This window comes from Elusimicrobiota bacterium (assembly GCA_018816525.1).
Classification (GTDB): Bacteria; Elusimicrobiota; Endomicrobiia; order CG1-02-37-114; family XYA2-FULL-39-19; genus OXYB2-FULL-48-7.
In genome coordinates, this window is the sequence record JAHIVV010000070.1 from 1 (window position 1) to 16484 (window position 16484).

General features: G+C 39.9%; 12 protein-coding genes. All 12 read right to left on the reverse strand.

The features are described 5' to 3' along the window. Nucleotides 1-3: 3 nt before the first annotated feature. A complete protein-coding gene (locus tag KKH91_06605; GenBank protein ID MBU0952472.1) occupies nt 4-666 on the reverse strand; it encodes a CpXC domain-containing protein in 663 nt (220 codons plus the stop codon). A gap of 6 nt (nt 667-672) precedes the next feature. Continuing rightward, on the reverse strand, nt 673-1044 hold the full coding sequence (locus KKH91_06610) for a response regulator (protein MBU0952473.1): 372 nt from the start codon (nt 1042-1044) through the stop codon (nt 673-675). A gap of 30 nt (nt 1045-1074) precedes the next feature. Further along, the gene (locus tag KKH91_06615) at nt 1075-2673 is read right to left on the reverse strand and encodes a hybrid sensor histidine kinase/response regulator (GenBank protein ID MBU0952474.1); all 1599 of its coding nucleotides are present in this window, start codon (nt 2671-2673) and stop codon (nt 1075-1077) included. Between the two features lie 75 nt (nt 2674-2748). Continuing rightward, nucleotides 2749-4020, reverse strand: a complete 1272-nt coding sequence (locus KKH91_06620; GenBank protein ID MBU0952475.1) for a tetratricopeptide repeat protein — start codon at nt 4018-4020, stop codon at nt 2749-2751. Continuing rightward, complete coding sequence (locus tag KKH91_06625; GenBank protein ID MBU0952476.1) at nt 4017-7358, reverse strand: DUF4175 family protein; 3342 nt, start codon at nt 7356-7358, stop codon at nt 4017-4019. Before KKH91_06625 ends, KKH91_06620 begins: the two co-directional genes overlap by 4 nt. Next, nucleotides 7358-8488, reverse strand: a complete 1131-nt coding sequence (locus KKH91_06630) for a glycosyltransferase (GenBank protein MBU0952477.1) — start codon at nt 8486-8488, stop codon at nt 7358-7360. The genes KKH91_06625 and KKH91_06630 overlap by 1 nt, the downstream gene beginning before the upstream one ends. Before the next feature lie 22 nt (nt 8489-8510). Further along, entirely contained in the window at nt 8511-9455 is a 945-nt protein-coding gene (locus tag KKH91_06635; protein ID MBU0952478.1) for a glycosyltransferase family 2 protein, read from the reverse strand. Between the two features lie 127 nt (nt 9456-9582). After that, nucleotides 9583-11748, reverse strand: coding sequence for a hypothetical protein (locus KKH91_06640; protein MBU0952479.1), 2166 nt, complete (start codon nt 11746-11748; stop codon nt 9583-9585). 1 nt (nt 11749) lies between these two features. Further along, nucleotides 11750-12484, reverse strand: coding sequence for a DUF4159 domain-containing protein (locus KKH91_06645; protein MBU0952480.1), 735 nt, complete (start codon nt 12482-12484; stop codon nt 11750-11752). 1 nt (nt 12485) lies between these two features. Further along, nucleotides 12486-14564 carry a VWA domain-containing protein gene (locus KKH91_06650; protein MBU0952481.1) on the reverse strand — a complete coding sequence of 693 codons (2079 nt, stop codon included), beginning with the start codon at nt 14562-14564 and terminating at the stop codon, nt 12486-12488. Next, on the reverse strand, nt 14561-15451 hold the full coding sequence (locus KKH91_06655; protein ID MBU0952482.1) for a DUF58 domain-containing protein: 891 nt from the start codon (nt 15449-15451) through the stop codon (nt 14561-14563). The genes KKH91_06650 and KKH91_06655 overlap by 4 nt, the downstream gene beginning before the upstream one ends. Next, on the reverse strand, nt 15452-16438 hold the full coding sequence (locus KKH91_06660; protein ID MBU0952483.1) for a MoxR family ATPase: 987 nt from the start codon (nt 16436-16438) through the stop codon (nt 15452-15454). It lies immediately after the preceding gene. Nucleotides 16439-16484: the final 46 nt, after the last annotated feature.

The following is a 16484-nucleotide window of genomic DNA, read 5'->3' on the forward strand; positions in this document are numbered from 1 at the left end:
GATTTAAGCAACTTTAAGAAGTTTTTTGATATCCCAATCTGTTTCACCGGCAATTCTTTTTAAAATCTCCTTATAAATTTTCAAACCCGGCGACAGGGCCAATACTTTATTTATTCCTGCTATTACTGCTTCTTTTGAAATTTTCTCCGTATTGGTTAACCCGCCGAAAGAAGGAAGCACTTCAGGAAGGTTAACTTCCCTGGCCTGCGCAATTTTTAATTTTATCTGATCAATCGAATTTGTCTTGCAGACAAATTTTACCACGTCAACTTCGTCTTTTCTTCTGTCTTCGTAATTTAAAAGATCGACCAGAGAATCCAACCCGAATATAAGCACCGGGGTGTAATTTATTTTTTGCCCGGGTTCCAGGGCATCCTGGGCAGTAACAAAATCCTCCAGCATTTTCATTTCATAGGTCTCCCGGTCTTTTTCATTCTCTCCCGGGTACACAAATGCAATAAGTTCATTTGGGGTGTCTATATAAAGAATAAAATGTTCTACATAAAAAAAATCGCCGCAGGCGGGGCATTTAAGAATATTTATTTCCCCGCCCAGCAAAAGATCCCGCATTTCAGGGTTCTGCTGGACATTTATTGAACTTACAACTTCCGTACGGAAAGTTTCACCGCAAGGGCATTTAACTTCTTCAAAAACTGTTAACGACATAAAATTTTAATCCTTCAGGAGGTCAGCAATTTTGGCTTCAAGTTCGCTTAATTGGAAGGGTTTTACAAAATATGCATCAGCGCCCAGTCTTTGGCCCAGGCCGCCATCAATCTCTTTGCCTCTGGCGCTGAGAATAATAACCTTAGGCACTTTTTCTACATAAATTCCTTCTGTAACAATTTCTGAGAGAACATTGTACCCTGTTTTTTTAGGCATCAAAAGGTCCAGAATCAGTAAATCTGGTTTCTCCAGTGAAATTTGCTTAAGGGCTTCTTCACCGTTATTTGCCGTAATGACAGTATAATTCCGCTCAAGCCTTGCCTTTAATATCTCAACCAAAATCTGTTCATCATCTGCTATAAGTATTTTCTTTTGCATTTTAATCCATCCGTTCCTTTTGGCTCTAGTTTATTTTTTATCCGAAATAACTGAAGGCAATACAATAATAAATTTACTTCCTTTATCTTTATTATTTTCCGCCCATATTTTTCCCTGATGCTGGGTTATAACTTCCCGCGCAATGGAAAGGCCTATCCCTAAGCCCCTGCTTATTTCAAACTCGTCTTTTTTTATCTGCCTGAATTTTTCGAAAATAACTTCCAGGTTTATCGGGTCTATGCCGACTCCCGTATCAGAAATAGAAATCCTGGTTTTCCCCTTGTCCAATTGGCTGATTATTTTTATTTCGCCGCCAATTTGATTGAATTTAACGGCATTCATTAAAATATTGCTTATTACTTGTTCCAGCCGGTCTTTGTTGCCATAAACCAGCAGAGGATCTTTATCAAATTCAAAACTTACTTTTAAATCTTTTTCTCTTGCTAAAACTGCCATTTTATTTATCGTTTCTTTTATTGAATCATTTATATTCAGGTTTATTTTCTTAATCTCAGCTTTACCCGCCTCAAGTTTCGAAAGGTCCAGAAGGTTGTTTATAAGGTTGATTAATTGTTCTGAGTTTTTATTTACTTCATTCAGCCATTTAATATAAACGCCGTCTAACGGGCCAAAAACACCATCCATCAAATTTTTAACAGTCCAGCTTATTACAGTAAGCGGAGTACGTAATTCATGGGATACGGTTGCTATGAATTCGGTTTTAAGCTTATTGAGTTCAGCCAGGTGTTCATAGACCTGCTGCGCATTTTCGATGGCTACGCCTGCATCTTCCGCAAAAAGTTTCAGGAGTTCCAGGTCCGTATGGCCGAAAATATGCGGAGAAGTCGTCGTATTGACATTTATCACGCCGACTATTTTATCTTTTATCTTTATCGGCACGCAAAGCGCTGATTTTACTTCAGGCCTTAAAGCGATATTTTTAAACCTGGTGTCTTTCTTGACTTCCCCCACCAATAGAAGCGGCTCATTATGCTCAACCACCCAGCCGGAAACACTTTCTCCGACTTTAACATTTTTCGCTTTAATAATATCGCCTTTTAAGGCAAATTCAACTTTTACTTCAAGTTCCTGGGTCCTTTCATTAAGCATCATCACTGTGCCGGAATCGCCCCTGACAATCCCGCAGGCAAATTCTAGGATAAGATGAAGCACCCGGTCCACATTCATTAAAGAACTTATGGCTATAATTGCGCGGTATAATTTTTTTATTATTTGAAGCCCGTAAATTTCAGAAGAGAGCCTCCGGTATTCAAGGCTCCTTTTGACAATCGATTTCAGTTCTTCTTTCGAAAATGGTTTTGAAATATAATCCTGGGCTCCCAATCTCATCGATTCAACAGCTTTTTGAATCGTCCCCTGCCCGCTGATGACAATAATGTTAAGGTCGCTATATTCCCTTTTTATCCTGCTGAGCAATTCAAGGCCGTCCATGTCAGGTAACTCGATATCCACGAGGGCCAGGTCGTAGCTGTTGTTCTTAAGACAGTTTAAAGCCATCTCGCCTGAAGAAGATATATCAAAACTGTATTCTTCAGTTGAAAGCACTGATTTACAGGATGAAATTATTGATTTGTCGCTGTCAACTATAAGAATTCTTTCACTAAGCACACGGGTTTCCTTTTTGTCGCAGAAATGACAGCTAAAAACACCGACAATGGATAATACACCATTTTCGAGAAAAAATCAAGGGTTTTGTTTGATTTGGGTTTTAGCAAATTCCAGGTTCGCCCGGCTAAAAGGGTTAAACGGGTTAATACTAGCCGCTTCGATTAGCATTTCCCGGGCTTTTTTGAAATTCTTTTTGTTTAAATAGAGCTCCCCCAACAATTCATACGGCGAGACATAATTGGGATTTTTATCTATACAGGCCGTTAAGGCGGCCTCGGCATCGTCTATTTTGCCTAAAGACAGCAGGGTTCTGCTTTTTTTATATAAGACTACGGGGTTGAAAGGTTCAAGTGCCAGAGCTTTGTTATATTGTATAAGAGCCACTTCAAAATTATTATTTTTTTTGAACCTATCCCCCAATCTCACATAATCTCTCGCGTTAACCCCCACAAATTCGTCCACTTCATTATACTTTTTCCAGCGGATTTTGTCGGAAACGGCTCCGGCAGTTTTTTGTATTGAAAGTTTTCTGATATTTTTTTGCCAGAGCTTTTCAAATTTATCTATGCTGCAGCCCAGCACGTTTTTAAACGCTTTTTCTTCCGAGTTATCCCCGATGCCCATATTCTGGAGTAATTTCACGATTTTTTCAGGATAATTCTTGTTCATAAAATCTATGGAATTGGAAACCTCAATAAAAGCCAGGTTCACTTCATCCTGGTCTTTCAAATAAACCATTGAAGGCGCCATTCGGGAAAAAGGTATCAATTTATTTTGTTTTATAGCGTCAGCAAAAACGTTGGCGTTGCCTGAAGTCATATATTGCGGCGGGTCTTTTCGCCAGGAAGTGTCATAGTAACGCGCAATTCCTTCGTGCAGCCAGAGCGGGCAGCCGGCATTTGAAACCCGGTTAATGATAAAATGCGTATACTCATGGCAGATGGTATCAATCCACCGGTAACCCTGGGGCAGGGTTGAAGGCGACGCCAGCATAAGCCTGTTGAATTTGCATATTCCTATGGCTCCGGATCTTTCAACGGTTTCATCGCCAAGGGTAGAAGCAAAAGCGAAACTTTCCCTTGAAGGATAGACTTCAATAAGAACCTTGTCCTGCGGAAAGCAGTTAAAAATTTTGCCTATATGCTGATATATTGTTTCAAGATTTTCTTCCAGGTAAGGTTTTAATATTAAATCATTGTCCGTAAGGCGCACCTTGAAATGGCCTATTTCATATTCCTTAAAGTCTTTAGCGTAATTGCGCAGGCCTGCCAGGTATTCAGGGGTTTCCTGGGCAAATATATTGAAATGAAGGATCATGAAAGATAAAAAGAATATCAATTTTTTCATTCTGTCAGCTTCTTATAATATTGTTTTATAACCTGTTCATAGGTTTGAGGGTATTTCTCTTTTAAAGCTTTTATAAGTTCTTCCCTGTATTCTTTAGGCGGGAGGTAATCATTTATATCAGGCAGTTCTACAGCTCCGGATTTAACTCCCGCGTTGCCCCCGGACATATTGCTTTTGCGCTGCATCGGCATAGCCATCGGTTTATTGAACTTTGACACCATCATGCTGATGCTTTCACCGGCAGAGTTCATTGACTCTCCGCTCCCGGTAAGACAGTCGAGGGCTTTCTGCTCGCTTTGCAGGGCTTCCTTTGATTTTGAGCCGTTAAGATTGCTTTCTGCATTTGTCATTTCATGCGCAGCCCTGCGCAGGTTATAGGAAATCTCAGGAGTAATAGCGGCGCTTTTGCGGGAGAGGTCCTGGATGTTTCTGTCCAAATCCAGCGCGCGATTTTTCAGTTTGTTTTGTTTTTCAGAAATATTGCGCATCTGAGCTTTTTCGGGTTCGGAAAAATCCGGCTGAATTTCTGATTCTAAAGTTTTCAAAATTTCCTGCTCGGAATGTTTTATTTCGATTGTGCCTGTTTTTATTTTTGAATAGCCGTTCCATAATTCAGTTTGATTTGTAGAAATCTTGGTTGAATACCCCTCTACTAACTGTCCGCAGGAATCAACCGCTGCGATTATATCTTTCAGCCATTCTTTTGATTTAACAATACGTTTAATTGACAGTTCCTTGTATACTTTTTCCATGGGCCCGATGCAATCCGGCATTTGGAACCTGTAATTTCCGTTTATAACCGGCAAATTTATTTTCCCGCTTAAATCAATCATCCTGTGCGTGTTATTTATCGCTTCTCTCTGCAATGCAGCCAGTTTTTCAAGAATTTTTTCCTGCTCTTTGGAAATTTTGTCCTGGCGGATATTTTCCATCGATTGGGTGTCATTTATGACCTGTTTCTGCTGTGAAATTATTTCACCCAGCTCAAGAGTGCTTTTTCGCACCTGCTCGTCCATCTTTTTGTCCGCAGAACCAAATCCCACGGAATTGCTGGCGTCCTGCATGGTTTTAAGCATTTTCTGCATCTGTTTCAATAGGTTTTGCACCTCTTTAAGGGCCTGCTCCATATTGTTTTTACTCAAAGCGTCCCTGATATTGTCAGCGGAATTCTGCATCTGCTGGGTATTAATATCCTTTACGGCCTGCTGGTTAATAAATTCTTCAGGCAGTTCCTGCGGCATTTTCTTCATCAATTCATTCATTTTGTCCATTGTTTCTTTTATTGCGTCAAGCGCTTCGTTGAGTTTTTTCATATTTTCGGAGTTCTGGGGGGACTGCAGCCCCTTTTCCAAACCCTGAGCCAAATCATTGAGTTTATTGCCTGAATTGATAAGGTCTTCCATTTTTTGGTACTGAAGCACATCTTCTGCGATCAGATTCATTTTTTCGAGATTTTTAATTATGTCTTCCATTGTGTTCTTTGCTGAAGGATAATCTTTTTGTGAAAGGGAATTCTGCGCATTGGGCATCTGGTTTTTTGAAAGCTGTTCCAAAGATTCGCTTAAAGCCTTATGTTCCTGGTATATCTGGTAATTTGTATAGGGGTCATTTTCCATTTTATCAAGTATTTCTTTCAGGTTTTCATTTACGTCGTTAGTATGCTTCTTTATGTTTTCCTGGCTGTCCATTAACTCCTTATTCTGTTCAGGAGTGAGTTTCTGCGCCTGGTCATTGAGCAGTTTACAAAGTTTTTCTTTTGTGCTTATCTGCTCGCCCAGGACGTTAAGCATATCTTCGCGGAATTTTTTTAACCCTTCCTCAACCTTTGCGTGCTCGGTTTCATAATTATAAATTTCCAGGGTATATATGTCCGACAGGGAAGATTTCGGGCCGGTAATCGTATCATTGTCATATACTTTGAGAAAATAAGAAATTATGTCTCCTGGTTTTACGTCAATTTCCGATAAAGCCCATTCATATTCATCCGTGAGTTCATTCTTTACCGAATTTAATCTTTTAATTTCCATGGATTTTTCCGGCGTTTTGTTTGCTATCCCCAAATTTTTTACGGACCACCTTAATTCAATATTTGAAACGCCAAAATCATCCTCGGCTTTATAAACTATTTTTGGTTTAGCATCCTGTGCTACGAGAAGGTCTGCAGCCGGGGAAAGAATAGTTATCCTTGGCTCTCTGTCTTTGGTAATGAATAGAGGATAATGCGCCGGAGACGGGTCAATAACACCGTCCTCAGGTATAAGCTCAAACCAGCATTCCCCGTCTTTTTCTATAATAAGCTCTCCCTTTATTTTGTTTCCGGAACTAATTCTTAAAGGTATTTTTCTTCCGTAATTGGCCAGTAAAGCTGCATTTTTTAAGGTTTTATTTGCAGCAGCGCTAAACTCTATCCTGGCGCCTAGAAGCAGGGGCCTGTCGCCGAACATTTTGCCCTCTTTACTGGTCATCCCCGTGTAGGAAGGAAAATAGTACGTAATATGGAAATCGCCCAGTTTAGGCAAAGGTACCGGCACAACAGAATAATTGGAGCTTCTCAACGCTTTCCATTTTATGTAATAATTTACCTTTGAAATCAGGTGGATTTTATCGGAAACAAACCTGTGCTGGGATTGGTTCATTTTTGCCTGCAGCCAATCGGAATTGTTCATTCTTATAAATAATTGCGGCTGGTATGAAGAATTTTCCGGAATAACTGCCGAAATTTCGAAATCGCTTCCTAACGGCAGGCTGGCATTTCCCGGGAACACTTTAACATACTTGTCAAACTCTATTGAGTTATAAGGCATAATAAACTTTAGTGAATTATCTCTTAGTATTTCCGGAGTTTTCAGCCAAAAAGAACATATTATAAGGGCCAGCGCAATCAGCGAAGAACCAAACCAGGATAAATCCTTAAAATTAATTATTTTTCTCAATTGAACCGGGTTTAGTGCCCTGCTGGTAGAGGCAATAAATTCTTCGGACAACTCAACCGAAATTCCCATCGATTCTGCCTGCGGAAGTTTGTCTTTTATCTGCCAGGCATTTAAATAACTGTCTTTCAAAAATGGAATTTTATTCTGTATTTCCAGTATGATTTCTTCCGGCTTTATTTTAGCCATTGCAAAACCGCGCAGTATGGTAAATATACAAAGCGCTAAAAATATGTACCAAAAAACATAATTGAATGCTTGCGCTAAAGGCAGGCAGTAATCAAGAAACGAGAGGTAAACAAGGCTGGATACACTGACTACGATGAAAAAAAGGGCATGCTCGCATAATATGTAAGTATTTCTTCTTTTTTTGACTGCTTGAAGGAAAGAATTCAGGTTATCGGCCATCAAATGATTGTTTTGATAAACCTGGCTATGTCCTGGGAAGCAAAAGGTTTGCTGTATTGCTGTATTTTGGATTGCATGTCATATACGGTTTTAGGATTTGAAATTATGTTATCCAAAAGGCCCGCTATTTTTTCATATTTTTCTTCAACAAAACCAAAACCATGTTTTTTTAGCAGCATTGCATTTCCCCTTTCCTGGCCGGGGGTGAAAACCGGAATAAAAACCGGCTTGCCGCAGGCAAGGGTTTCCATCACAATAGCTCCTCCGCATTTAGAAATTACCAGGTCACAGGATCTGATAAAATCCGGCATTTTGTCAGTCCAGCCGATTACTTTTGTCGGATGTTCGAAAGTTTTTTTAGCAAGCTCGTCATAAATTACTTTATATTTCCCGGTGATTATAATCACCTGAAAATTCTTGCTTTTCGAACCTGCAAGATACTCAATTATCCGGATAAATTTCTTCACATCTCCCAGGCCTACAACAAAAAGCAGAGTGAGCATTTTCGGGTTCAGTTCCAAACTGCGTAAAAAAGCGTCCCGGTCCAGGGGTTTTCCCAGGTCAGGATTTACAGGGAAACCGGTAATGCGTATTTTTTCTGCGGGAACTTTATATTTATTTATCATGAGTTCTTTGGATTCACTGTCGCAAACCATGTAATTCATTGTGTTTTCGCTTACCCAGGTCCTGTGTATTTCGGTGGAATCCGTTACTATGCATATATATCTCAACGCTTTTTCTTTAGAATTTTTTCTTGTTTTATTGTAAAGGTCAATTATGAAATTCCAATAAGGATGCGAAGTGACGCACAAGTCGGGTTTTTCGGCGTCAAAGATATCAAACATATTTTTAAAAAACTTCGGGAAAATGTTAGTAAAATAGAAATGGGCAAGCTGCCCGTTTGAAATATCAAATATAAAATCCCAGACATGCGGTTTTTCCATCGTCCAGTTATAAATCTTTTCAAAAATATGGATGCGCCCTTCTTTTGAATTAACTTTAAGAAAGTCAACTATCTTCGTTTCAATTTCATCCTTGAAAAGTTCATTTAATGATTTTTGAACAAATTTGCTTGCTGTGCCATGCCCCGTGCCGTAACTGGCAGTAAGCAATAGAACTTTTTTCGACATTTACCCCTCCGGAATGATTTAATTAAAAATTAACCTTTTTTGATACTTTAAAAGGCAATTCCTCTTTGGATTCAAGGTAAAACCTTACCACAATTTCCATTACCAGGCCTAACAGCAAACAAATAACGCTGACAGACCATAACAGGAACCCTATAAAAAACAAAGGGCTTAACCAGTCGCCTTGAAAAAAGAATTTCCTTACTATTACAAAACCATTTATAACGAACCCTGCCAAAAACAAAAATAGCGCTATTCCCCCGAAAATGTAAATGGGCCGGGTTAGATAAGAAAGCAGGAATTTAATCACCAGCAAGTCAAGCACAACTTTAAGGGTCCTGTTAATCCCATATTTTGATTTGCCGTGTATTCTTTTTCTGTGATTGACTACAACTTCCGTTACTTTTGCGCCCTGCCAATAGCAATAAGCAGGCAACAGGCGGTGCATTTCACCGTAAATAGCGTATTTTCCCAAAACTTCCCGTTCATAGGCTTTTAAAGTACAGCCAAAATCATGTATTTTCAAACCTGTAAAATATGAGATTATCGAATTAGCCACCAAACTTGGAAACTTTCTGGTAATCAGTTTATCCTGCCGGTTTTTTCTCCAGCCGCTGACTACATCATAACCCTCTTCTATTAATTCAAGCAAAAGAGGTATGTCCCTCGGGTCATTTTGGAGGTCGCCGTCCATAAGCACAATAATATTTCCGTTTGAATTGCGTATACCCATGGATATAGCGGCAGTCTGGCCGTAATTTTTACTGAACCGTATCAATTTAATTTTCTTGTCTTCTTTCGCAATTTCATCCAGAACATCGCAGGTTCTATCCTTTGACGAGTCATCTACAAATACAACATCGGTTTTATAATCAATTTTTTCAATAACTTCCTTCAATTCAAGATAAAGCCGTTTAATGTTATCTTCTTCGTTGTAGACAGGAATTATAATACTTAGAGTTTTTCCCATTTATTGCACCTCTTTTCATTATGCATTATAGCATTTTTAATATTAGTGTGTTAAATCTCTTAATTTCTTCAAGCCTGCCGGTTTGTCAGTGAGGTCATATACAAAAACAGAATCTGCAATTACTTTATTATAATCCCTTTAGCCTGCGGATTATCCACTCAATTGCCAGCAATAAAAATATAACAAAATAAAAACCCGGGAACAAGGCTAATGACAATTGCTTCTTAATAACCGGGTGAATATTCTTACCTACAGCCTGATTCATATCATTTATAGAAAAATCATCCAATGTTGAAGCAATGCCTTTTGTATTTAAAGCTATCTCTTTCATCAATTTGTCGTTGACCTGCAAATCATAATCCTCGGTATTGGCATCAGCCATAACAATCACTGATCTTTTATCTTCTGAAATCATAGAACCTTTTAAGGCGCCTGTGGTTTTTATCTGCGCTTTAATTTCATATTTGCCGGTAGTTGACGGCGTAAAGCGGCCGACCCACCCTTCAGGAACTTTAGTCAGGTTTTCTATCTGTGTCAATCTGGATAACGGGTCAGCCAGCGTTACAACAGGTACAGATTTTTTTAGCTTTTCGCTGAGTATAATCAGCTTAAACTTGATCTCTTCGTCAGGAATATACTTTTTTTGCTCAACAGAAATCCTGAATTCCCTGGTTTGCTCGCTTCCGCTCAACCAGTAAAGAACATTTTCCCAGAATTTAGTGTATTGTGAGCCGCTCTTGCCTTCCTGCGCTTTGCCCAGCAACCAGCGCCAGGTAGTATTAATGCCCATTGCCATGCTTCTGCCTTTTCCTATTTCCTGCACAGCCATACAAACTGCATTTTGCCCGTCCAGTTTTAAATAGGGATTGACTGCAAGTACAGTTGAACCGGGCTTTGCCCTTAAACGCTGGCACCCGTCAAGCTCAGGCAGGGCTGACCAGGCCTGGTCCAGGCTGGGTTGATCATCTGTAATATTTACAATGGGGTGGTTGTAATTTGCCAGTTTTATTTTAAACAAACCTTCTTCAAAAGGCTCGGACGGGTCATCCATAATTACAGGAATAACTTCTTCCATCCGGGTATTTTTATAACTTCCTTTTCCGAAGGCGCTATTTCCCCCAATCATTAAAAACCCGCCGTTTTTTTCTTTAACGAACCTGTTTATGTTTATCATGTATTCTGAAGGAATATAAAACTTTGCGGAATTAAAGTTTTCCAAAATAAAAACATCGAAATCATATAAATCGCGCGTAAATATTTCCCTCTCAGGGAAAGGAATCAGCGAGAGCTGTTCGTCCGGCACTACTGCCACATCTTCCGGGTTGCGCAGGATTACAAAAGAAACGAGTTCAAAGGAAGGGTTTGATTTAATAAAATGCCTTAAATAATAATATTCCGGGCTGGGCTGGCCGCAGATATAAAGCACGCGGATTTTTTCCCTTATGGTTTCGATATTAAATTCTTTGTGATTGTTTGAAAGGACTGTTTCTTCGGGCAGCGGTTCAAGCTCTATCGAATAAGTTTCAAGGCCGATTTTAGCGGAAGTAAAGTCAAAACTGACTTCCTGGTAAGAGCCGTCGATTGTTTTGCGCTTTGAAGCCAGTATTTCCTTGCCCTTTTTTAGGTAGATTTTGACTTCTCTTCCCTGAAAACCGCTGCTATAGAAACCTACTGTTATTTGCGTCGGCACATTTTTAAATACGAAACCTGCGGTTTTAATATCAATTAAAACAAGGTCTTTGGGCGCGTCAGGCTCGTCCGGATACAGTCCTATTACGGGTACTTTGATGGAACTATATACGTTCTTAATGTTTTTATCCGAGTTATTAATGCCATCCGATAAAAGCATAACAGCGTCATAATTATTGCTGGCGCATACATTGTCCAATGCGGCTGTGATGTCTGTAGCCGTGCCCCTGGCCTCAAGGTTTTTCAGCTCAATATCTTTAATTGAACCTGTGTTCTTTGAGAACTGGTAGAAATCAGTGATGAAATATTTTTGAATAAGCGAAAGGTTTTTATTGAAGAATTTTTTTACTGCGCCTATTCTTCCTGAGAAGCCCATACTGCGCGAAGTATCTACAAGCACGGCAATGCGGGGTTTGGTTTTGTTTTCGTAAAAAAGCAGCGTGGGTTCGAAAATAAGGAATATTAACGTCAGCAGCGACAACAGCCTCAGCGCTATCAGCAGGTATTTTATTGTTGTTTTTTTTCTGGCTATCACTATACAACTGATAACAAAAACTAAAACCATCAAAAAAACAGTTATAAAGCCCGGGTTGGTCAGCAGCATTTTATCTTCTTAGTTTCTCTTCAATAAATTTTTTATGTATAAAATCATTCTTGTATGTGCCTGTAACGCTGAATACCAGCAGGTTGATAGTGAGTTTCTGCGCCTCAAACCTCTGGTTTTCGCCCCCCGGTACGCATTCAAGGAAATAATTCCCAAATCTGTCCCGTACCCACGCGCCAAACATATCGTTTTCTGAATATATTACTGCCGTCCGGCCTGATAAATCTATGCCTTCAAGATAGTTGTTGGTTATGTATCTGCCGGCCAGGCCGCGCAGTAAATAGAAAGCCCTGAATAAGGCATGCTCTTTAGGCAATTTTGTTAAACGCTTATCCGGCAGGATGTATTCAAGCTCTTTGCGGATTTTTTTGTCAAAATCGGAGTATTTGCTGCCGGTTGAGTCTTCTATGAACAGGATGCCTCCGCCGTTAATGTATTTTTTAAGCGTATCGCGCTCTGACTGGGAGAACCCGCTGAATTTACCGCTGTTGAGCATAATCAATAAGGGAGAAGAAAATAGCAGGTCATCATTTAATTTCACCACGCGCCTTTCCGGGAGCACTTCAATACTGGTGGTTAAAGTAAGGAAATTAAGTATATCTGGATATTCCGAATAATACGGGTCCCAATCGCCGTTGTATTGCAATTGGGTAAATACAAGGCGGTTTGACTGCGAAGCGAAACCCGTTGTTATCACTAGAAAAATGACTGAAAAAATGATTATTATCTGTTTCATGTCATATCCTTATGTTTGCCAAAATGACTTCCAGCAGTAATAGCACAAGAATCAAAATAAAGAATTCTTTACTCAGTTCCTTGCCTTCAATTATTGTGAATATTTTTTGCTGGACATCCTTATCCGCTTTCAAAAAAGAAACCCTGGTTTTAGGAAACTTCTTATTTAATTTACCTGTATCAATCTTTTCCAGGCTGCTCTCTAAAGAAATGTTTTGAAGGTTAACAGCAAAATACTTTGAAACTTTTCCTGAATTGGAAAATAATTGCAGTTCGTAAATTCCGGGTTTCTGGGTTTTGTCCAGGGATATTTCCCTCAAGGGCGCTTTAGGCGTTATTTTTGCCGGAGCCGTCTCACCGCCAGGCAGCATAAAGACGGCGGAAGTGAAACTAAATTCCGGGGTGAATTTTATCGGCTGGCCTGCGTTAAAAATATAGCTTTCTTTTTTGTCGGCAACCAGCGAGGTGGATTCAATAATAGACCTGATAAAGTACGGAAAAAACGGTTTAGAAGGCATATTAGTCCATTCTCGGTCTGCAGTAGATGCGAAAATGAATAACTTGGAATTATTCATGGTCTTTTCTATCAAGAGCGGATCGCCGTTATCCAATTGCAGAAGAACGTTCGAGAAACTTGTGTTCAACTTGAAGTATTTAGTCACTTTTACTTTATCAAGCTCAAAATTATCGATATCTTTAAAAAGATTTACGGCATTCTTATAGTCAGCAATGTACATCTGGGATTCCTGGATCGTGCCGATATTTTCATTGAGTAACCCTGGATAATTCTCAGGGTTAACTTTATCCCCAAGAAAAAGCAGGACGGTTTTTTGCCTCGAAGCGTCCGAGAACTTTGCAATGAGGCCAACACTTTTTTCCGAGATTTCTTCAAGATTGCATAATATAAGGCTGTCGTATTTGTCTATTTCATTTTCATCTTCAAATTCCTGCAGATTGCAGACTTTAACTGAAAACCTGTCGTTTTCTATTCCGCTTAATGACGTGTTAACATAATAAGATTCGCTGTTGACGCCAAAACCAAATTTAGGGTCGCCGTCTACTACTAAAACTCTTTTCTGGGTTTTGATCGGATAAACAAAATAGCAGGCGTCATCTATATTTAAAGCGTCTTCCTGTATTGTTACATTGCCGTAAATCTCATCCTGTTGTTTTTCAGTGAAATTGATTTCATAGCTTGTTACTTTTTTAGGATCCAGCCTGACAGTGCTGTCGCAGACCTTTTTGTCCCTGATCGACAAATTTACGGGTATTAACTGTTGAGAACCTGAAAAGTTTTCTATATCCACATTTAACCTCAGCGGTTCTTCAAGCAGGGTTGTTTTTTCTGCGGCAATGTTATCAACCGTATTATTCTGGGCGTCGACAAAAATAACCTGGATATTTGAATTATATTTTTCAACGCCGTCTGATATAAGGGCATTGTCTTCGGCAACAATGTGCTTTGCCATATCTGTAATAACGATAATGGCCCGGTTTGTATCGGGCTGTTCATAAAAAAGCTCGTAAGCGTATTTAAACGCAGGAACTAAATCCGTAGGATTATAACTTTGCTGGGCCTGTAAAATGAACTTCTTTAAGTATTCAGTGTCATTTGTTAGGCCGGTGTATTGTTCTACATAGTTTGAAAAGAGTATAACGCCTATTTGCTTATTAATTGCTCTCTGCTTTGGCGGGATCAACTTGTCGATTATTGAGATTGCCAGGTCCTTTGAAGAATTAAAAGTAGATTGGCCGGATGAATTAAGGCTCATCGAATACGACGTGTCAATTAAAATGAATATATTTTTGTTTTTATTTTCCTGTTTTACTCCCCCAATGTAACCTATGGGTTTGGCAAAGGCAAGGCCTAGGAACAACAATATGAGGCACCTGATTAAAAGAAGGAGCCACTGCTGGAGTTTTTTTCTCGGGGTTACATTATTGGCAGCGAGTTTTATGAACTTGAGGTAGCTGAATTTTATATGTTTGGGTTTTCTGCGGAAAAACAGATGGATAACTATTGGGAGCAGAGATAAAGGCAGTAAATATAAAAAACCCGTGCTGAGAAAAGATAAGTTCATTTTTTACGGCCTGCGAGGAATGACCATAGAGCCAATTCAATAGGCGTATTCGTCATTATTGGGTAATAGTCAATTCCCGAACTGCGAAAACCGGTTTTGTATTCATCAATAAACCGGTCAAAAAGGTTTTTATACTGGGTATGGATATCGTCGGTTTCAGTCTGGACTGAATCGGGAGTCTCCAAACCTTCAAAAATTACGGGCCCGGAATAATCAAAATTTGACTCCTGGGGGTCTAATAACTGGAATACAACCACGTCGTGATGTTTAAACCTCAGCTGCTTGAGTGAGCGGATAACCTCTTGCGGAGAATCAAATAAATCCGAAATAAGCATTATCAAACCCCTGCGCTTCAGGTGGCTGGAGAATTCATTTAAAACTTTCGAAATCCCTGTTGTTGAGCTTGGAGAGATATTTTCAAGCGTCTTAACTATATTTGAAAACTGGTCAAATTGCGCCCTGGGTGTTATGAATTTACCGATTTTTTCGTCAAAGACAGTTAAACCGACAGAATCTTCCTGCCGCAGGAGCAGATAGGAAAGACACGCGGCTAAATTGATGCCATAGGTAAATTTGTCAATATTATTTTCAGATTTGAATGCCATGGAGTTAGAAGTGTCCAGCAGGATATAGGCGCGGAGGTTGGTTTCTTCTTCGTATTGCTTTACAAAAAACCTATCAGTTCTTCCGAAAACTTTCCAGTCTATGTGGCGCAGTTCATCGCCCTGGCTGTATTCCCTGTGCTGGGCGAACTCAAGGGAATAGCCCTTTGAAGGGCTTTTATGCATGCCGGAAATTACGCCTTCAACAACATATTTCGCCCTTAACGGCAGTTTTCCCAGTTTTAATAAAGTTGCCGGATCTAAGTATTTTAGTTTTGTTGCCATCTATTTCAATTCAAGCAATTTTTTAATGACTTCGTTTACAGTTACGCCTTCGGCTTCGGCCTGGAAGTTCAGGATAATTCTGTGCCTTAGCGCAGGATAAACCAGCGCCTGGACGTCTTCAATGGACACTGCGTATCTTCCGTCAAGAATTGCCCTGGCTTTTGCGCCGAGAATCAATGTCTGGCCTGCGCGCGGCCCTGCGCCCCAGTTTACCCATTTTTTTATAAAATCAGGTGATGCTTCGTCTTTAGGCCTTGTTGAGCGGACAAATTTTGTTGTGTAATCAATTACGTTATCGCTTACGGGAACTTTGCGGACAATGTCCTGCAAGGCAAGGATTTCGTCTGCGTCAAGCACTTTTTTTAATTGAGGTTTTATTAAACCTGTTGTCTGGACGAGTATCTGTTTTTCGTCGTTTTCCTGCGGGTAATCTATATTTATTTGGAAGAAGAATCTGTCTAACTGCGCTTCAGGAAGAGGATAAGTCCCCTCCTGTTCTATCGGGTTTTGCGTGGCAAGAACGTAAAAAGGCAGAGGCACCGAATAAGTCTGCCCGGCTGAGGTTACTTTGTATTCCTGCATGGCCTGTAAAAGCGCGCTCTGGGTTTTGGGCGGTGTGCGGTTTATTTCATCGGCAAGAATGATATTTGCAAAAATCGGGCCTTTGATAAACCTGTAGTTTCTTTTTCCAGAGTCATCCTGTTCGATTACTTCTGTGCCAGTGATGTCCGAGGGCATCAAATCAGGGGTGAACTGGATTCTTTTAAATTGCAGGTCAAGAATTTCCGACAATGTTGATATTAACAGTGTTTTTGCCAGGCCCGGCACGCCGACGATCATGCAGTGCCCGCGCGCAAAAAGCGCGATGAGCAGTTCGTCAATTACCTGCTCCTGCCCGATTATTACTTTTTTGAGCTGTTCAACAATCATCCGGTGACCATTAACCAGCTTCTCCACAAGTTCCAAATCTTTTTTTTGCGTTGGCATTGTTAACTCCTGATGATTTGATTTAATAAGATTACAAATAGTATTT